Here is a 13,685-nt window from a genome sequence, read left to right on the forward strand (position 1 = left end):
AAGCCGCTGACGGGAACCGGCGGGGCATCGTCCGGCCGGTCGGCGGAGGGACCGCCGACCGGGCCGGAGATGTGCGTACTCAGGGCCGCTCTCCCCGCTTGACCTGCGGCTTGGGCAGCCGGAGGCGACGCATCTGGAGCGTGCGCATGAGGCCGTAGGCGACCGCGCCGCGCTTGGGGGTGTCGGGGAAGCGCTCCCTGAGCTGCTTCCTCAGCCGGATCGAGAGACCGATCGAGTCGAGCACGATCAGCACGATCACGACGAGCCAGAGCAGCAGCGAGATCGTCTGGATGTTCTGCACCTGGATCACGCTGAGGATCAGGATCATCACGGCCAGCGGCAGGAAGAACTCCGCGACGCAGAAGCGCGAGTCCACGTAGTTGCGGACGAAGCGCCGCACCGGCCCCTTGTCACGGGCCGGCAGATACCGCTCGTCCCCGTTGGAGAGCGCCTCGCGCTGCTTGGCCAGGTCCGCACGGCGCGCTTCCCGCTGCCGCCGCATCGCCTCCTTGCGGTCGAGCGGCGCGCCACTGGAGGCGCGACGGCGCTGCGACTGGGCGTCGCTGCGCTTGGGGGTGGGGCGACCCTTGGGAGCCTGCGGGTCGCGGGGCTGCTTGGAGAGGTCGGCCGTCACCTTGCCGGTGGGCGCCTTCTCTTCCTTCGAACGGCTACGGAACACAAGGTCCAAGGGTACGGGTTCGATCGCGACGACCCCAGACCGGTCGGGAACGATCCGGCAACGGCCCGCGTCCTGCCCGGTGTACCCGGGTGTCCGGGACTCCCCTCCTACTCCCTGGGCCGGAGCGGTGACCAGGCGCAGTCGTTCTTGGGGAGGAGCACATCCGTGCTCGAACAGTGCGGTAATAGAGGCAGGACCCGTAGTGTGGGTTCTGTTGGAGTGCTGGAGCCCAGTCCGTCAGAAGGGGGCGCGCGAAGCCCATGAGCGGTGTCATGAAGCGTATGGGGATGATCTTCCGCGCGAAGGCAAACAAGGCCCTTGACCGGGCCGAGGATCCGCGCGAGACCCTCGATTACTCGTACCAGAAGCAGCTGGAGCTGCTTCAGAAGGTACGCCGCGGCGTCGCCGACGTGGCGACCTCGCGCAAGCGGCTGGAGCTGCAGCTGAACCAGTTGCAGGGCCAGTCCGCCAAGCTGGAGGACCAGGGCCGCAAGGCGCTCGCGCTCGGCCGCGAGGACCTGGCCCGCGAGGCGCTCTCCCGGCGCGCCGCGCTCCAGCAGCAGGTCACCGACCTGGAGACGCAGCACTCCACGCTGCAGGGCGAGGAGGAGAAGCTCACGCTCGCCGCCCAGCGCCTCCAGGCCAAGGTCGACGCCTTCCGTACGAAGAAGGAGACGATCAAGGCCACGTACACCGCCGCCCAGGCGCAGACCCGGATCGGCGAGGCGTTCTCCGGCATCTCCGAGGAGATGGGCGACGTCGGCCTCGCGATCCAGCGGGCCGAGGACAAGACCCAGCAGCTCCAGGCCCGCGCCGGTGCCATCGACGAGCTGCTCGCCTCCGGCGCCCTGGACGACCCGACCGGCACGGCGAAGGACGACATCGCCGCCGAGCTGGACCGGATCTCCGGCGGCTCGGACGTGGAGCTGGAGCTCCAGCGCATGAAGGCCGAGCTGGCCGGCGGCTCGACCCCGCAGCAGGCGATCGAGGGAGGACCGCAGGACGCCGCCCAGCGCCAGTCCTCGCAGTCCCCCCACAGGTTCGACAAGAGCTGAGGCGACGGTCATGATCGTACGGATCATGGGGGAGGGCCAGGTCGCCCTGGCCGACAGTCATCTCGCCGAGCTGGGCAAGCTCGACGACGAACTGCTCGCCGAGGTGGAGAGCGGTGACGGACCCGGCTTCCGCGCCACCCTCCACGCGCTCCTGGCCCGGGTGCGCGAACTCGGCACGGCTCTGCCGGACGACGCCCTGGAGCCGTCCGAGCTGATCCTCCCGTCACCCGACGCGACCCTCGACGAGGTGCGCGCCATGCTCAGCGACGACGGCCTCATCCCCGGCTGACACCGGGACGCCTCCACACTCCTTCGTGCCCCGTGCCCGGTCCGCCGGACACGGGGCACGGGTGCGTCGCGGGGGCGACCCCGACCGCGTACGGAAGCACGGGACCCGCGAGGACGTTCGGACGGCACGCCGTAACGTGGTCCGACGTGACCACCCTCGGAACCCGGGGCCCGCGCCTGCGGAACTGGCTGCGCGGCCACCCCCTCGCGCTCGACGCCGCCCTGGCACTGGCCGTACTGGTCGCCATGATCATCGGCTCGTTCGTCCACCCCGGCCGGCGGGACGGGCTCGACCTCGCCACCCGTCCGCCCGCGGCGACCAGCCTGCTGCTCATGGTGGCCGGGGCCGTGGCGCTCATCTGGCGGCGCCGTCGGCCGCTGCCGGTGCTCGCGGTCACCACCGCGCTGACCGTCGTCGAGCTGCTGCGCTTCGACCCGCCCGCACCCGTCGTCATGAGCACGGTCATCGCCCTGTTCTCCGTCGCCGCCCGCACCGACCGGCCCACCACCTGGCGGGTCGGTGTGCTCACGATGGCCGCGCTGACCGGCACGGCGATGCTCTTCGGCCCGGCCCCCTGGTACAGCCAGGAGAACTTCGGGGTCTTCGCCTGGACCGGGCTGGCCTGCGCCGCCGGGGACGCCGTCCGCTCCCGGCGCGCCTTCATCGACGCCATCCGGGAACGCGCCGAACGCGCCGAACGCACCCGCGACGAGGAGGCCCGGCGGCGGGTCGCCGAGGAGCGACTGCGGATCGCCCGCGACCTCCACGACGTCGTCGCCCACCACATCGCCCTGGTCAACGTGCAGGCCGGGGTCGCCGCCCACGTCATGGACCGCCGCCCCGACCAGGCCAAGGAGGCGCTGGCCCACGTCCGCGAGGCCAGCCGCTCCGCCCTGGACGAACTGCGGGCCACCGTGGGGCTGCTGCGCCAGTCCGGCGACCCGGAGGCACCGACCGAACCCGCCCCCGGGCTCGCCGTGCTCGACACCCTGGTCGACACCGTCCGCCGGGCCGGACTCCCCGTGAAGGTGGTCGGCGCCGACCACCGGCCCCCGCTCCCCGCCGCCGTCGACCTGGCCGCGTACCGGGTCGTCCAGGAGGCGCTCACCAACGTCCGCAAGCACGCGGGCCCCGGCGCCAGGGCCGAGGTGAGCGTCGTACGGGTCGGCTCCACGGCCGAGATAACGGTTCTCGACAACGGCTCCGGCACCGACGGGTCGGCGGCACAGGACGGTTCCGGCGGCGGCCACGGCCTGCTCGGGATGCGGGAACGCGTCACCGCGCTCGGCGGCACCCTGACCGCCGGACCCCGCTACGGAGGCGGCTTCCGGGTCCATGCCATCCTGCCCGTCGAGGCCCGCACCGCGGAGTCCGGGCAGGAGGGCACGGCGGGCCGGACGGGGGAGAACACATGACACCGCCCAGCGACACCGCGGCGCCCATCAGGGTGCTGCTCGTCGACGACCAGGCCCTGCTGCGCAGCGCGTTCCGGGTGCTGGTCGACTCCGAGCCCGACATGGAGGTGGTCGGAGAGGCGGCGGACGGCGCCCAGGCCGTGGAGCTGGCCCGGTCGGCCGGCGCCGACGTGGTGCTGATGGACATCCGGATGCCCGGTACGGACGGCCTCGCCGCGACCCGCATGATCAGCGCGGACCCGGAGCTGTCCGGCGTACGGGTCGTCATGCTCACCACCTTCGAGGTGGACGAGTACGTGGTCCAGTCGCTGCGCGCCGGGGCCTCCGGCTTCCTCGGCAAGGGCGCGGAACCCGAGGAACTGCTCAACGCCATCCGGATCGCGGCGGGCGGCGAGGCCCTGCTCTCCCCGGCCGCCACCAAGGGGCTGATCGCCACCTTCCTCGCCCAGGGCGGCAGTCCGGAGGAGGAGGGCCCGAGCACCGCGGAGTTCTCCGGGCGGATCGCCGCGCTCACCGGCCGCGAACGCGAGGTGCTCGTCCTGGTGGCCGGCGGCCACTCCAACGACGAGATCGCCGAACGGCTCGCGGTCAGCCCGCTCACCGTCAAGACCCATGTGAACCGGGCGATGGCGAAGGTCGGGGCCAGGGACCGGGCCCAACTGGTGGTCATCGCCTACGAATCCGGGCTGGTGCGCCCCAGGACGGAGTGACGCACCACCCAGGGGTGGAGAGGGACGCCACCCGGGGGCGGGCGCACGGCCGCCCGCGCTGGGGTGGGGGGTGGAGAGACGGCGTACTCCACCTGCGGTATGCGCGGCGTAAGAAAGCGACCTGGGGCCGACGCCCGCACCCCGATCGGCAGGAGATCGTATGAGTGGGTGCCTGACACATGCGTCATGGGCCGGTTCCGCCCTCCGAGTCAGCTTCCCACCTGCCGCGCACGCCACAGAAGAGAGACCTCACCCATGTCCTGGCTGTCCAGATTCAGCCTCGCGCAACGGGCCCTGATCGGACTGATCTCGATCGTCGCGCTCGTGTTCGGGGCGATCGCGATACCGCAGCTCAAGCAGCAGCTGCTGCCGACCATCGAGCTTCCGATGGTGTCGGTCCTCGCCCCCTACCCGGGCGCGTCCCCCGACGTGGTCGAGAAGCAGGTCGTCGAACCGCTGGAGAACTCCCTCAAGGCGGTCGACGGCGTCACCGGAGTCACCTCGACCGCCAGCGAGGGCAGCGCCGTCATCATGGCGACCTTCGACTTCGGTTCGGAAGGCACGAAGCAGCTCGTCGCCGACATCCAGCAGGCGGTGAACCGCGCCCGCTCCCAGCTTCCCGGCGACGTCGACCCGCAGGTCATCGCCGGTTCGACGGACGACATCCCGGCCGTCGTCCTCGCCGTCACCTCCGACAAGGACCAGCAGGCCCTCGCCGGCCAGCTGGACCGCACGGTCGTCCCCGCCCTGGAGAACATCGACGGCGTCGGCCAGGTCACCGTCGACGGTGTGCGCGACCTCCGCGTCTCCGTCACCCCCGACGACAAGAAGCTCGCCGCCGCCGGGCTGAACGCGATGACGCTCGCCCAGGCGCTCCAGTCGGCCGGCGCGACCGTCCCCGCCGGCTCCTTCGCCGAGTCCGGCAAGAGCCGCACCGTCCAGGTCGGCTCCGCCTTCACCTCCCTGAAGCAGATCGAGGACCTGCGGGTCGCCGGCAAGGACGCGGCCACCGGCAAGGCCGGGAAGCCGGTCCGCCTCGGTGACGTCGCCACGGTGAAGCAGGAGGAGGCCGACGCGGTCGCCCTCACCCGCACCAACGGCCGCCCGAGCCTCGCCGTGATGGCCACGATGGACAAGGACGGCAGCGCCGTCGCCATCTCCGACGCGGTCAAGGACAAGCTGCCCGAGCTGCGCAAGCAGCTCGGCTCCGGTGCCGAGCTGACCGTCGTCACCGACCAGGGCCCCGCCGTCTCCAAGGCCATCTCCGGCCTCACCACCGAGGGCGCGCTCGGGCTGGTCTTCGCGGTCATCGTGATCCTGGTCTTCCTCGCCTCGCTGCGCTCGACTCTGGTCACCGCGGTCTCCATCCCGCTCTCCGTGGTCCTCGCGCTGATCGTGCTCTGGACCCGTGACCTCTCGCTCAACATGCTCACCCTGGGCGCGCTGACCATCGCGATCGGCCGCGTCGTCGACGACTCGATCGTGGTCCTGGAGAACATCAAGCGCCACCTCGGCTACGGCGAGGAGCGCCAGTCCGCGATCATCACCGCGGTGAAGGAAGTGGCCGGGGCGGTCACCTCCTCCACCCTCACCACGGTCGCCGTCTTCCTCCCGATCGGCCTCGTCGGCGGCATGGTCGGCGAGCTGTTCGGCTCGTTCTCGCTGACCGTCACGGCGGCCCTGCTGGCCTCCCTGCTGGTCTCGCTGACGGTGGTCCCGGTCCTCTCGTTCTGGTTCCTGCGCGCCCCGAAGGGCACCGTAGAGGACCCGGACGAGGCCCGCCGCCAGGCGGAGGAGAAGGAGGCCCGCAGCCGGCTCCAGCGGCTGTACGTCCCGGTCCTACGCTTCGCGACCCGGCGCCGGATCACCAGCATCGTCATCGCCTTCGTGGTCCTCTTCGGCACCTTCGGCATGGCCCCGCTGCTGAAGACGAACTTCTTCGACCAGGGCGAGCAGGAAGTCCTCTCCATCAAGCAGAAGCTGACGCCCGGCACCAGCCTGGCGGCGGCCGACGAAGCGGCGAAGAAGGTCGAGAAGGTCCTCGCCGACGACAAGGGCGTCAAGGACTACCAGGTCACCGTCGGCTCGTCCGGCTTCATGGCGGCCTTCGGCGGCGGCACCGGCGCCAACCAGGCGTCGTACCAGATCACCCTGAAGGACTCGGGCGAGTTCGAGGCCGTCCAGGACCGCATCGAGAAGTCCCTCGCCGCGCTCGACGGCATCGGCGACACCACCATCTCCGCGGGCGACGGCTTCGGCAGCCAGGACCTCAGCGTCGTCGTGAAGGCCTCCGACGCGGACGTCCTGAAGAAGGCGTCCGAGGCGGTACGCAAGGAGGTCGCCGGGATCAAGGACGTCACCGACGTCCAGAGCGACCTCGCCCAGAGCGTCCCGCGCATCTCCGTCAAGGCCACGCCCAAGGCCGCCGAAGCCGGTCTCGACCAGACCGCCCTCGGCGCGGCCGTCGCCGGAGCGGTACGCGGCACCCCGGCCGGCAAGGCCGTCATGGACGACACCGAGCGCGACATCGTCGTCAGGTCCGCCCACCCCGCCACCACCCTGGCCGAGCTGAAGAAGCTCCCGCTCGGCCCGGTCAGGCTGGGCCAGGTCGCCGACGTCGCACTCGTCCCCGGCCCGGTCTCGATGACCCGGATCGACGGACAGCGCGCCGCGACCATCACCGCCCGGCCCACCAGCGACAACACCGGCGCCGTCAGCATGGACCTCCAGAAGAGGATCGACTCGCTGAAGCTCCCGGACGGCGCCACCGTCACCATCGGCGGCGTCTCGGAGGACCAGAACGACGCCTTCCTGAAGCTCGGCCTCGCCATGCTGGCGGCGATCGCGATCGTCTTCATGCTGCTCGTGGCCACCTTCAAGTCGCTGATCCAGCCGCTGATCCTGCTGGTCTCCATCCCGTTCGCGGCCACCGGCGCGATCGGCCTGCTGGTCGCCACCGGCACCCCGATGGGCATCCCGGCGATGATCGGCATGCTGATGCTGATCGGCATCGTGGTGACCAACGCGATCGTGCTGATCGACCTGATCAACCAGTACCGCGCCCAGGGCATGGGCGTCGTCGAAGCCGTCGTCGAGGGCGGCCGCCACCGCCTCCGCCCGATCCTGATGACCGCGCTCGCCACGGTCTTCGCCCTGCTCCCGATGGCCCTCGGGGTCACCGGCGAGGGCGGCTTCATCTCGCAGCCGCTCGCGGTGGTCGTGATCGGCGGACTCATCACGTCGACGCTGCTGACCCTGCTCCTGGTCCCGACGCTCTACGCGATGGTCGAGCTCCGCAAGGAACGCCGCGCGAAGAAGAAGGCGGCCAAGCGGGAGAAGAAGGCGGGCCCGCCCGCCGCCCCGGCCGAGGAGATCCGCGAAGCGGAGCCCTCGGGCGTGTAGCGGTCCTTCCCGGGGTCCCACCGAAGGACCCTCGAGAAACCCGAACGGCCTGTCCCACGCGGAAGCGGGGACAGGCCGTTCGTGCTGCGCGGCGCCCTCACCGCCTGAGCGAGGCGACGGAGCCGACCGGTCGTGCCGGACCCGGGGCCGAGCCCGGCAGGGCCCGGCCGGTACCGGTCATCCGGCCGCGGAGCCGGTGAGGACCTCGGCGATCCGGAGCCACGATTCCCCGTGCGGCTGGGCGTACCGGACGCCGAGGTCCTGGATCTCCTCCAGCAGCCGGACGCGGATCTCCTCGGGGGCGCGGGGGAGGAGCACGGCCAGATCGCTCGGCTCGATGCCTTCGGTGACCCCGGAGAGCACCATCCCGGCCTGCGCGTGGGTGAGGGAGGACAGCTTGTCGTCGAAGACCTGCCCCTCGACGGCCGCCGCGTGCATCAGGGCGTTGCCGTCCCCGGCCGCCAACGCCCGCTCCACGTACGCCTGAAGGGCGGCACGGTCCTCGACCAGGCGGTACGCGGCGTCCAGCCCCTCGTCGCGGGCCACGGCGAGGACCGCGACGTGGGCGAGAGAGGTGGTCTCGGGCGGGTGGGCCTGGAGGAGGCGGGGGTTCTCCTCCAGGAAGGCCCGCGACTCCGCCCAGTCGGCACAGTCCATCCACACCGCCAGCTGTTCGGCGAGGATCAGCGGGTCGTACGCCGCGGTCACGCCGTACACGAGGACGGCCTCGCGGAGCATGGCGTGCCGGTGGGCGGTGCGAAGGTCCAGGCAGGCCAGCTCCTCCAGGGCCGTCGCCGCCTCCTCGCCGCCGAGCACCTCGGCGTTCCGGGACCAGATGTCGCGTGAATGGGGCCAGTCGGGCGCGAACATCCAGGAACCGACGACCTCCAGCGTCTCCGGCGACAGGGTGAGCCAGGCGGGAACGGGAGCGAAGGTCTCCTCCTTCCACGCCGTGCTCACGGCCTCGATGTCGCCGTGGGCACGGAGCGCCCGCCGGGCCCGCACGGTCACGGGGTCCGATGCGTCGTCGCTGCCGAGGAAGGCCGCGAGTTCGCGCATTCCGGTGGCGGCCCGGGGGCCGGGGAGGTTCAGCAGGAAGATGCTCCGCTCCACGCGAAGACGCCGGGCGACGGCGGGGTGGACGGGGGCGAACTCCGCCACCGTCTCGTCGAACGCCCGGACCGCCGACGCCTGGTCGTCGGTACGGACGAGCGCCCCGGACAGGGCGGTGACCGCGGCGACCAAGGAGTCCCCGAAGGCGTCGGGGAGCCTCAGCGCCAGCGAGCGATAGGCCGCGAGCGCCTCCCGCGCCGCGCCCACGGCGCCCTCGTCGTCGTGGGCCAGCCCCCGGTGGCCACTGAGACCGAGGAGGGCCCGGGCCAGTTCCGGCGGGACGACCCCGTCCTGTCCGGCGGAGAGTTCGCGCAGGATCCGGACGGCCTCCTCCGCCGGTGCCAGCGCCTCCTCCGGGTCCCCGGAACCGGCGAGGCTCCGTGCGAGCGCGTCGAGCGAGGTGGCGAGGGCGGGGCGGTACGCGGCGGGGTTCCGCGCGGCCAGCTCGCGGTGGAGGGCGACGGCCTCCTCCGCCGCCTGCCGCCCCGCCCCGGGGTCGCCGGCGTCGTTGAGGCAGCCGGCGAGGTTGCTGAGGGTGCCGGCCAGTTCGGGGCGGAAGGCGTCCGGCCGGCCGGCGGCGAGATCGCGGTGGACGGCGAGGGCCCGTCGCGTGGCGTCGAGCGCTCCCGAGACGTCGCCGACGTGCGCGCGATGCGTCCCGAGGACGTTCAGCGCGGCGGCCAGTTCGGGGCGGAGCGGGTCCGGGGCCGGGTCCTCCGACACGATCCGCTGGAAGATGCCGACCGCCTCCTCGATGAGGGGCAGCGCGGCGGCGGATCCGGTGGAAGAGGCGTGATGCGCGGCGGAGTTGCGGAGGAACCGGGCCAGGGGGAGCAGCGTCGCGCTCCGGTGGTCCGCGGCCAACTCCCGCTGGAGCCGCACGGCTTCGCCCGCGAACTGCGCGGCGGTGTCCCCGTCCCCCGTGGCCGCCGTCCGGTTGGCCAGGGTGTCCAGGGACAGCGCGAGGACGGCCTTGAACGCTTCGGGATCACCCACGGCGAGTCTGGCGTACAGCCGGGCACACTCCTGCGCCGGGGCGAGCGCGCCCTCCGGGTCGCCCGCGTCGGCGAGCCGGTCCGACAGGGTGCCGAGGGCGGCGGCCAGTTCGGGCCGGAGCACATCCGGTTGCTGTGCGGCGAGTTCGCGTTGGACGAGGACCGCCTCCCGCGCGGTGGCGAGGGCCTTCTCATGATCTCCGGCGTAGGGACTTTCCATGGGGCGATTGTGCAAGGGGATGGTCCGGCCCGGCAGGAGATTCCTCGAATGTGCCACTCCCGAATGACGTCGGGGTACGGGCCGCTTTGCCGGTATACGGGGGGCGGGAGCCCCGGCCCCGGCGGGCGGGCGGGAGCGGCCCGCCCCGCCCGCCGGGGCCCGGTGCGCTACGGCAGCGCCAGCATCCGCTCCAGCGCGAGCTTGGCGTACTTCTCCGTCTCGGGGTCGACCTCGATCCGGTTGACGAGGGTGCCCTCCGCCAGCGACTCCAGCGTCCACACCAGGTGCGGCAGGTCGATCCGGTTCATCGTCGAGCAGAAGCAGACCGTCCGGTCGAGGAAGACGATCTCCTTGTCCTCGGCGGCGAAACGGTTCGCCAGGCGGCGGACCAGGTTCAGCTCGGTGCCGATCGCCCACTTCGAGCCGGCCGGGGCCGCCTCCAGGGCCTTGATGATGTACTCGGTCGAGCCGACGTAGTCCGCCGCCGCCACGACCTCGTGCTTGCACTCGGGGTGCACCAGCACGTTGACGCCCGGTATCCGCTCGCGCACGTCGTCGACCGACTGCACCGAGAACCGGCCGTGCACCGAGCAGTGCCCGCGCCAGAGGATCATCTTCGCGCCGCGCAGCTCCTCGGCGGTCAGGCCGCCGCCCGGCTTGTGCGGGTTGTAGACGACGCAGTCCTCCAGCGACATGCCCATGTCGCGGACGGCGGTGTTCCGGCCCAGGTGCTGGTCGGGCAGGAAGAGGACCTTGGCCTCCGAGGGCTCCTTCTGCTCGAAGGCCCACTCCAGCGCCCGCTTGGCGTTGGAGGAGGTGCAGATCGTGCCGCCGTGCCGCCCGGTGAAGGACTTGATGTCGGCGGAGGAGTTCATGTACGCGACCGGCACGACCTGCTCGGCGATCCCGGCGTCGGCCAGCACGTCCCAGCACTCGGCGACCTGCTCGGCGGTGGCCATGTCGGCCATCGAGCAGCCCGCCGCCAGGTCGGGGAGCACGACCTTCTGGGCATCGGTGGTCAGGATGTCCGCCGACTCCGCCATGAAGTGGACACCGCAGAAGACGATGTACTCGGCCTCCGGCCGCGCCGCGGCGTCGCGGGCGAGCTTGAACGAGTCACCGGTGACGTCGGCGAACTGGATGACCTCGTCACGCTGGTAGTGGTGGCCCAGGACGAAGACCTTGTCCCCGAGCTTCTCCTTGGCCGCGCGGGCGCGCTCCACCAGGTCCGGGTCGGACGGGGAGGGCAGGTCGCCGGGGCACTCGACGCCGCGCTCGCTCCTGGGGTCGGCCTCCCGGCCGAGCAGGAGCAGGGCGAGGGGCGTCGGCTGGACGTCGAGGTCCTGGACGGGGTGGGCCGTGGTCACGTCACGCACCCTTTCTTCTCTGCTGAAAATCCGCTGGGTCTTGCTGAGGGCTTCTGCGGTGCCGTGGAGCTCCGCATGCTTTTCGTCTAATTGACGCTATCTATCATATCCGTTTCACGTCACTTTGACGATGTCCATAGCGTCGATGTGACGCATCCCCTCGGCGGGCCGGTGTGCGAGCATGAAAGGGCAGGCAAGCGCTCGGCCCGGAATGAATCCGCGGTGCCGACGGTTGCAACGTCGGCAAGCAGTCTCCACACAACCCGGGAGAGAAGCAGATGTCCGTATCGGACGAGACCACCACCGTGAGCGACGGCATCCTCCTGTCCGACGCCGCCGCAGCCAAGGTCAAGAGCCTGCTGGAGCAGGAAGGCCGCGACGACCTGGCGCTGCGCGTCGCCGTCCAGCCCGGCGGCTGCTCCGGCCTGCGCTACCAGCTCTTCTTCGACGAGCGCTCGCTCGACGGTGACGTGGTGAAGGACTTCGACGGCGTCAAGGTCGTCACCGACCGGATGAGCGCCCCCTACCTGGGCGGCGCCTCCATCGACTTCGTCGACACCATCGAGAAGCAGGGCTTCACGATCGACAACCCCAACGCCACCGGCTCCTGCGCCTGCGGCGACTCCTTCAGCTGAGCCACCGGCCGGCCGGAGCGATCGAAGCGGCAACGACGACGGCGGCGGTTCCCGGAAACCGGGACCGCCGCCGTCGTCGTTGCTTCGCCCGTTCAGCCCCGGGGCACCTCGCCGCCCGAGACGGCGTCGACGACCTTCCGGTCACCCAGCGGGGCCTTGAGCGTCACCGTCCGGGTCAGTTCCTTGGCGACCATGACGCAGGCCTGCTTCCCCGGCTGCGCTGACTCCGCGATCTCCACCGTCACGGTGTCCGCGGTCTCGGTCGCGCTCGCGGTGTACGTACTGCACACCCCGCCCCAGAACGTCACCGACAGCTCCCGCCCCTCGGCCCGGTACGACAGCGACTGCCGCTGCCCCTTCGCCGCGTTGCCCGGGGGAGTGGGCACCGCCGACCCCGTCGAGGGCGCGTTCCTCGCCAGGTACGAGGGCTCCACCGCGACCTGCGCCACCGTGCTGGCCGCCCCACCCGCGGCCGGGCGCACCGAGAAGAGCCAGGACGGCACGAGCATCTGCCGGCCCGCCACGTACTGCGCCGACAGGCCGAACACCGCCTTCTCCACCGTCATGGCCGCGGCCTTCGACGGCTCCGCCCCGGTCAGCGCCCCGCAGTGCGCCTTGCCGTCCGCCGTCGGTACGGGGTCGGCGCAGCCGCCCGCGCTCCTGCGGGGCTCCGGGCCGTTCAGCTCCGCCAGCGCCTCGTCCGCGCCGATCACCGGATAGCTGTCGCCCTTCTCCAGGCCCTTCACGTGCCCGCTGCCGCCCACCACGTGGCCGGCCGGGCCCACCTGGATGCCGGTCGACCAGCCGTAGGTGGGCAGGCCGTCCACGGTCGGGTCGGCGTTCACCACGCGTACGGACCCCATGAGCTGGCGGGTGTCCAGGGCGGCGCCGTCCTGCCCGGTCGCCCTCAGGACGGGGGCCGCGGCGGCCCGTGCGGCGCTCGCGCTCACCGGGGAGGCGCCGCCGTCCGGGGACTGCTGCCCGCCCGAACAGGTCGCGCCCTTCTTGCAGTTGTCCGTTCCGCCCGAGCCGTAGCGGGCGAAGCTCCAGGTGCCCGGGGCCCGCTTCTCCACCCGGAGGACCGGACCCGTCCCGTCGCCCTCGGACCCCACCTTCCAGTACGTGGCCTCCTCCTGCGGAGCGCCCGCCAGGCCCAGGGCCTTCGCCAGCCGGGCCACCTCGGCGGCCGATACCGTCCCGGCCGCCCGCCGCACGGCGGCCGTGCGCGGGCCGTCGGGCAGCTCACCGGAGGCGCGGTAGAGCGTCCGGCCGCCGCTCGGGTCGGGCTCGCCGGGCGCGATGCCGCGCGAGGCGCCCTCGGGCGGTGTGTCGGAGCCGGTACGGGCCGGCCCGTCCAGGGCCAGCGGGGGCGGGTCGGCCCGCCCGCCCGCGTCCGCACCGCTGCCGGATCCGGCGCCGCCGTTGTCGGCCGCCGTCGCGGCCCAGTACGCCCCACCGCCTCCGGCCAGCAGGACGGCCGCCGCCACCGAGGCCACGGCGAGCGGCGAACGCCGCCGGGGGCCGGTCACATCGTTGTCGGGTCGCTCGGTGCTCACCGGATCCGCTCCTTCACCTGACGTACGACGACCGTCACGCGCCGTCGCCCGGCCCGTGGGTCGGCCCCCGAGGTGTCCGGGGACGGCAGTGGGACGGGGCAGCGGCGCGGACGGTTCCACGGCGGTGCGGCGGGGGCCCTCGACGGGCGGGGGAGGGGGGGGGGGGGGGGGGGGGCGGGGGGGGCGCCCCCCCCCCCGGCTAACCCCCGGGCGGAGGCGGCCGGACCGGTGACCCCGTGGAGGCGGGAC

At 72.5% G+C, this 13,685-nt stretch carries 10 protein-coding genes; 6 read left to right on the plus strand and 4 right to left on the minus strand.

The window, feature by feature from the left end; genetic code table 11:
- Positions 1 to 79: 79 nt before the first annotated feature.
- Complete coding sequence (locus ACF08W_RS07615; RefSeq protein ID WP_352280379.1) at positions 80 to 679, minus strand: DUF3043 domain-containing protein; 600 nt, start codon at positions 677 to 679, stop codon at positions 80 to 82.
- A 272-nt stretch (positions 680 to 951) separates the two neighbouring features.
- Here ACF08W_RS07615 and ACF08W_RS07620 point away from each other — a divergent pair, with 272 nt between their 5' ends.
- From ACF08W_RS07620 to ACF08W_RS07640, 5 genes are all read left to right on the plus strand, one after another.
- Complete coding sequence (locus ACF08W_RS07620) at positions 952 to 1,734, plus strand: PspA/IM30 family protein (RefSeq protein WP_352280378.1); 783 nt, start codon at positions 952 to 954, stop codon at positions 1,732 to 1,734.
- A gap of 10 nt (positions 1,735 to 1,744) precedes the next feature.
- Positions 1,745 to 2,023, plus strand: coding sequence for a hypothetical protein (locus ACF08W_RS07625; RefSeq protein ID WP_352280377.1), 279 nt, complete (start codon positions 1,745 to 1,747; stop codon positions 2,021 to 2,023).
- Between the two features lie 146 nt (positions 2,024 to 2,169).
- Positions 2,170 to 3,438 (plus strand): sensor histidine kinase, encoded by a 1,269-nt coding sequence (locus ACF08W_RS07630; protein ID WP_385205141.1) that lies wholly within the window; start codon positions 2,170 to 2,172, stop codon positions 3,436 to 3,438.
- Positions 3,435 to 4,148 carry a response regulator transcription factor gene (locus ACF08W_RS07635; RefSeq protein WP_352280375.1) on the plus strand — a complete coding sequence of 238 codons (714 nt, stop codon included), beginning with the start codon at positions 3,435 to 3,437 and terminating at the stop codon, positions 4,146 to 4,148. Before ACF08W_RS07630 ends, ACF08W_RS07635 begins: the two co-directional genes overlap by 4 nt.
- A gap of 255 nt (positions 4,149 to 4,403) precedes the next feature.
- Entirely contained in the window at positions 4,404 to 7,550 is a 3,147-nt protein-coding gene (locus ACF08W_RS07640) for an efflux RND transporter permease subunit (protein ID WP_392278748.1), read from the plus strand.
- Positions 7,551 to 7,727: 177 nt separating this feature from the next.
- Here the strand turns inward: ACF08W_RS07640 and ACF08W_RS07645 are convergent, their stop codons facing one another.
- Entirely contained in the window at positions 7,728 to 9,878 is a 2,151-nt protein-coding gene (locus ACF08W_RS07645) for a tetratricopeptide repeat protein (protein ID WP_392278749.1), read from the minus strand.
- A gap of 167 nt (positions 9,879 to 10,045) precedes the next feature.
- Positions 10,046 to 11,254 (minus strand): quinolinate synthase NadA, encoded by a 1,209-nt coding sequence (gene nadA / locus ACF08W_RS07650; protein ID WP_352280372.1) that lies wholly within the window; start codon positions 11,252 to 11,254, stop codon positions 10,046 to 10,048.
- A gap of 269 nt (positions 11,255 to 11,523) precedes the next feature.
- Here nadA and erpA point away from each other — a divergent pair, with 269 nt between their 5' ends.
- On the plus strand, positions 11,524 to 11,880 hold the full coding sequence (gene erpA / locus ACF08W_RS07655; protein ID WP_189540679.1) for an iron-sulfur cluster insertion protein ErpA: 357 nt from the start codon (positions 11,524 to 11,526) through the stop codon (positions 11,878 to 11,880).
- Between the two features lie 92 nt (positions 11,881 to 11,972).
- Here erpA and ACF08W_RS07660 read toward each other — a convergent pair whose 3' ends face one another.
- A complete protein-coding gene (locus ACF08W_RS07660) occupies positions 11,973 to 13,436 on the minus strand; it encodes a hypothetical protein (protein ID WP_392278750.1) in 1,464 nt (487 codons plus the stop codon).
- Positions 13,437 to 13,685 lie beyond the last annotated feature (249 nt).

Origin of the sequence: Streptomyces sp. NPDC015144, from assembly GCF_043079735.1 — a bacterium.
Taxonomy (GTDB): domain Bacteria; phylum Actinomycetota; class Actinomycetes; order Streptomycetales; family Streptomycetaceae; genus Streptomyces.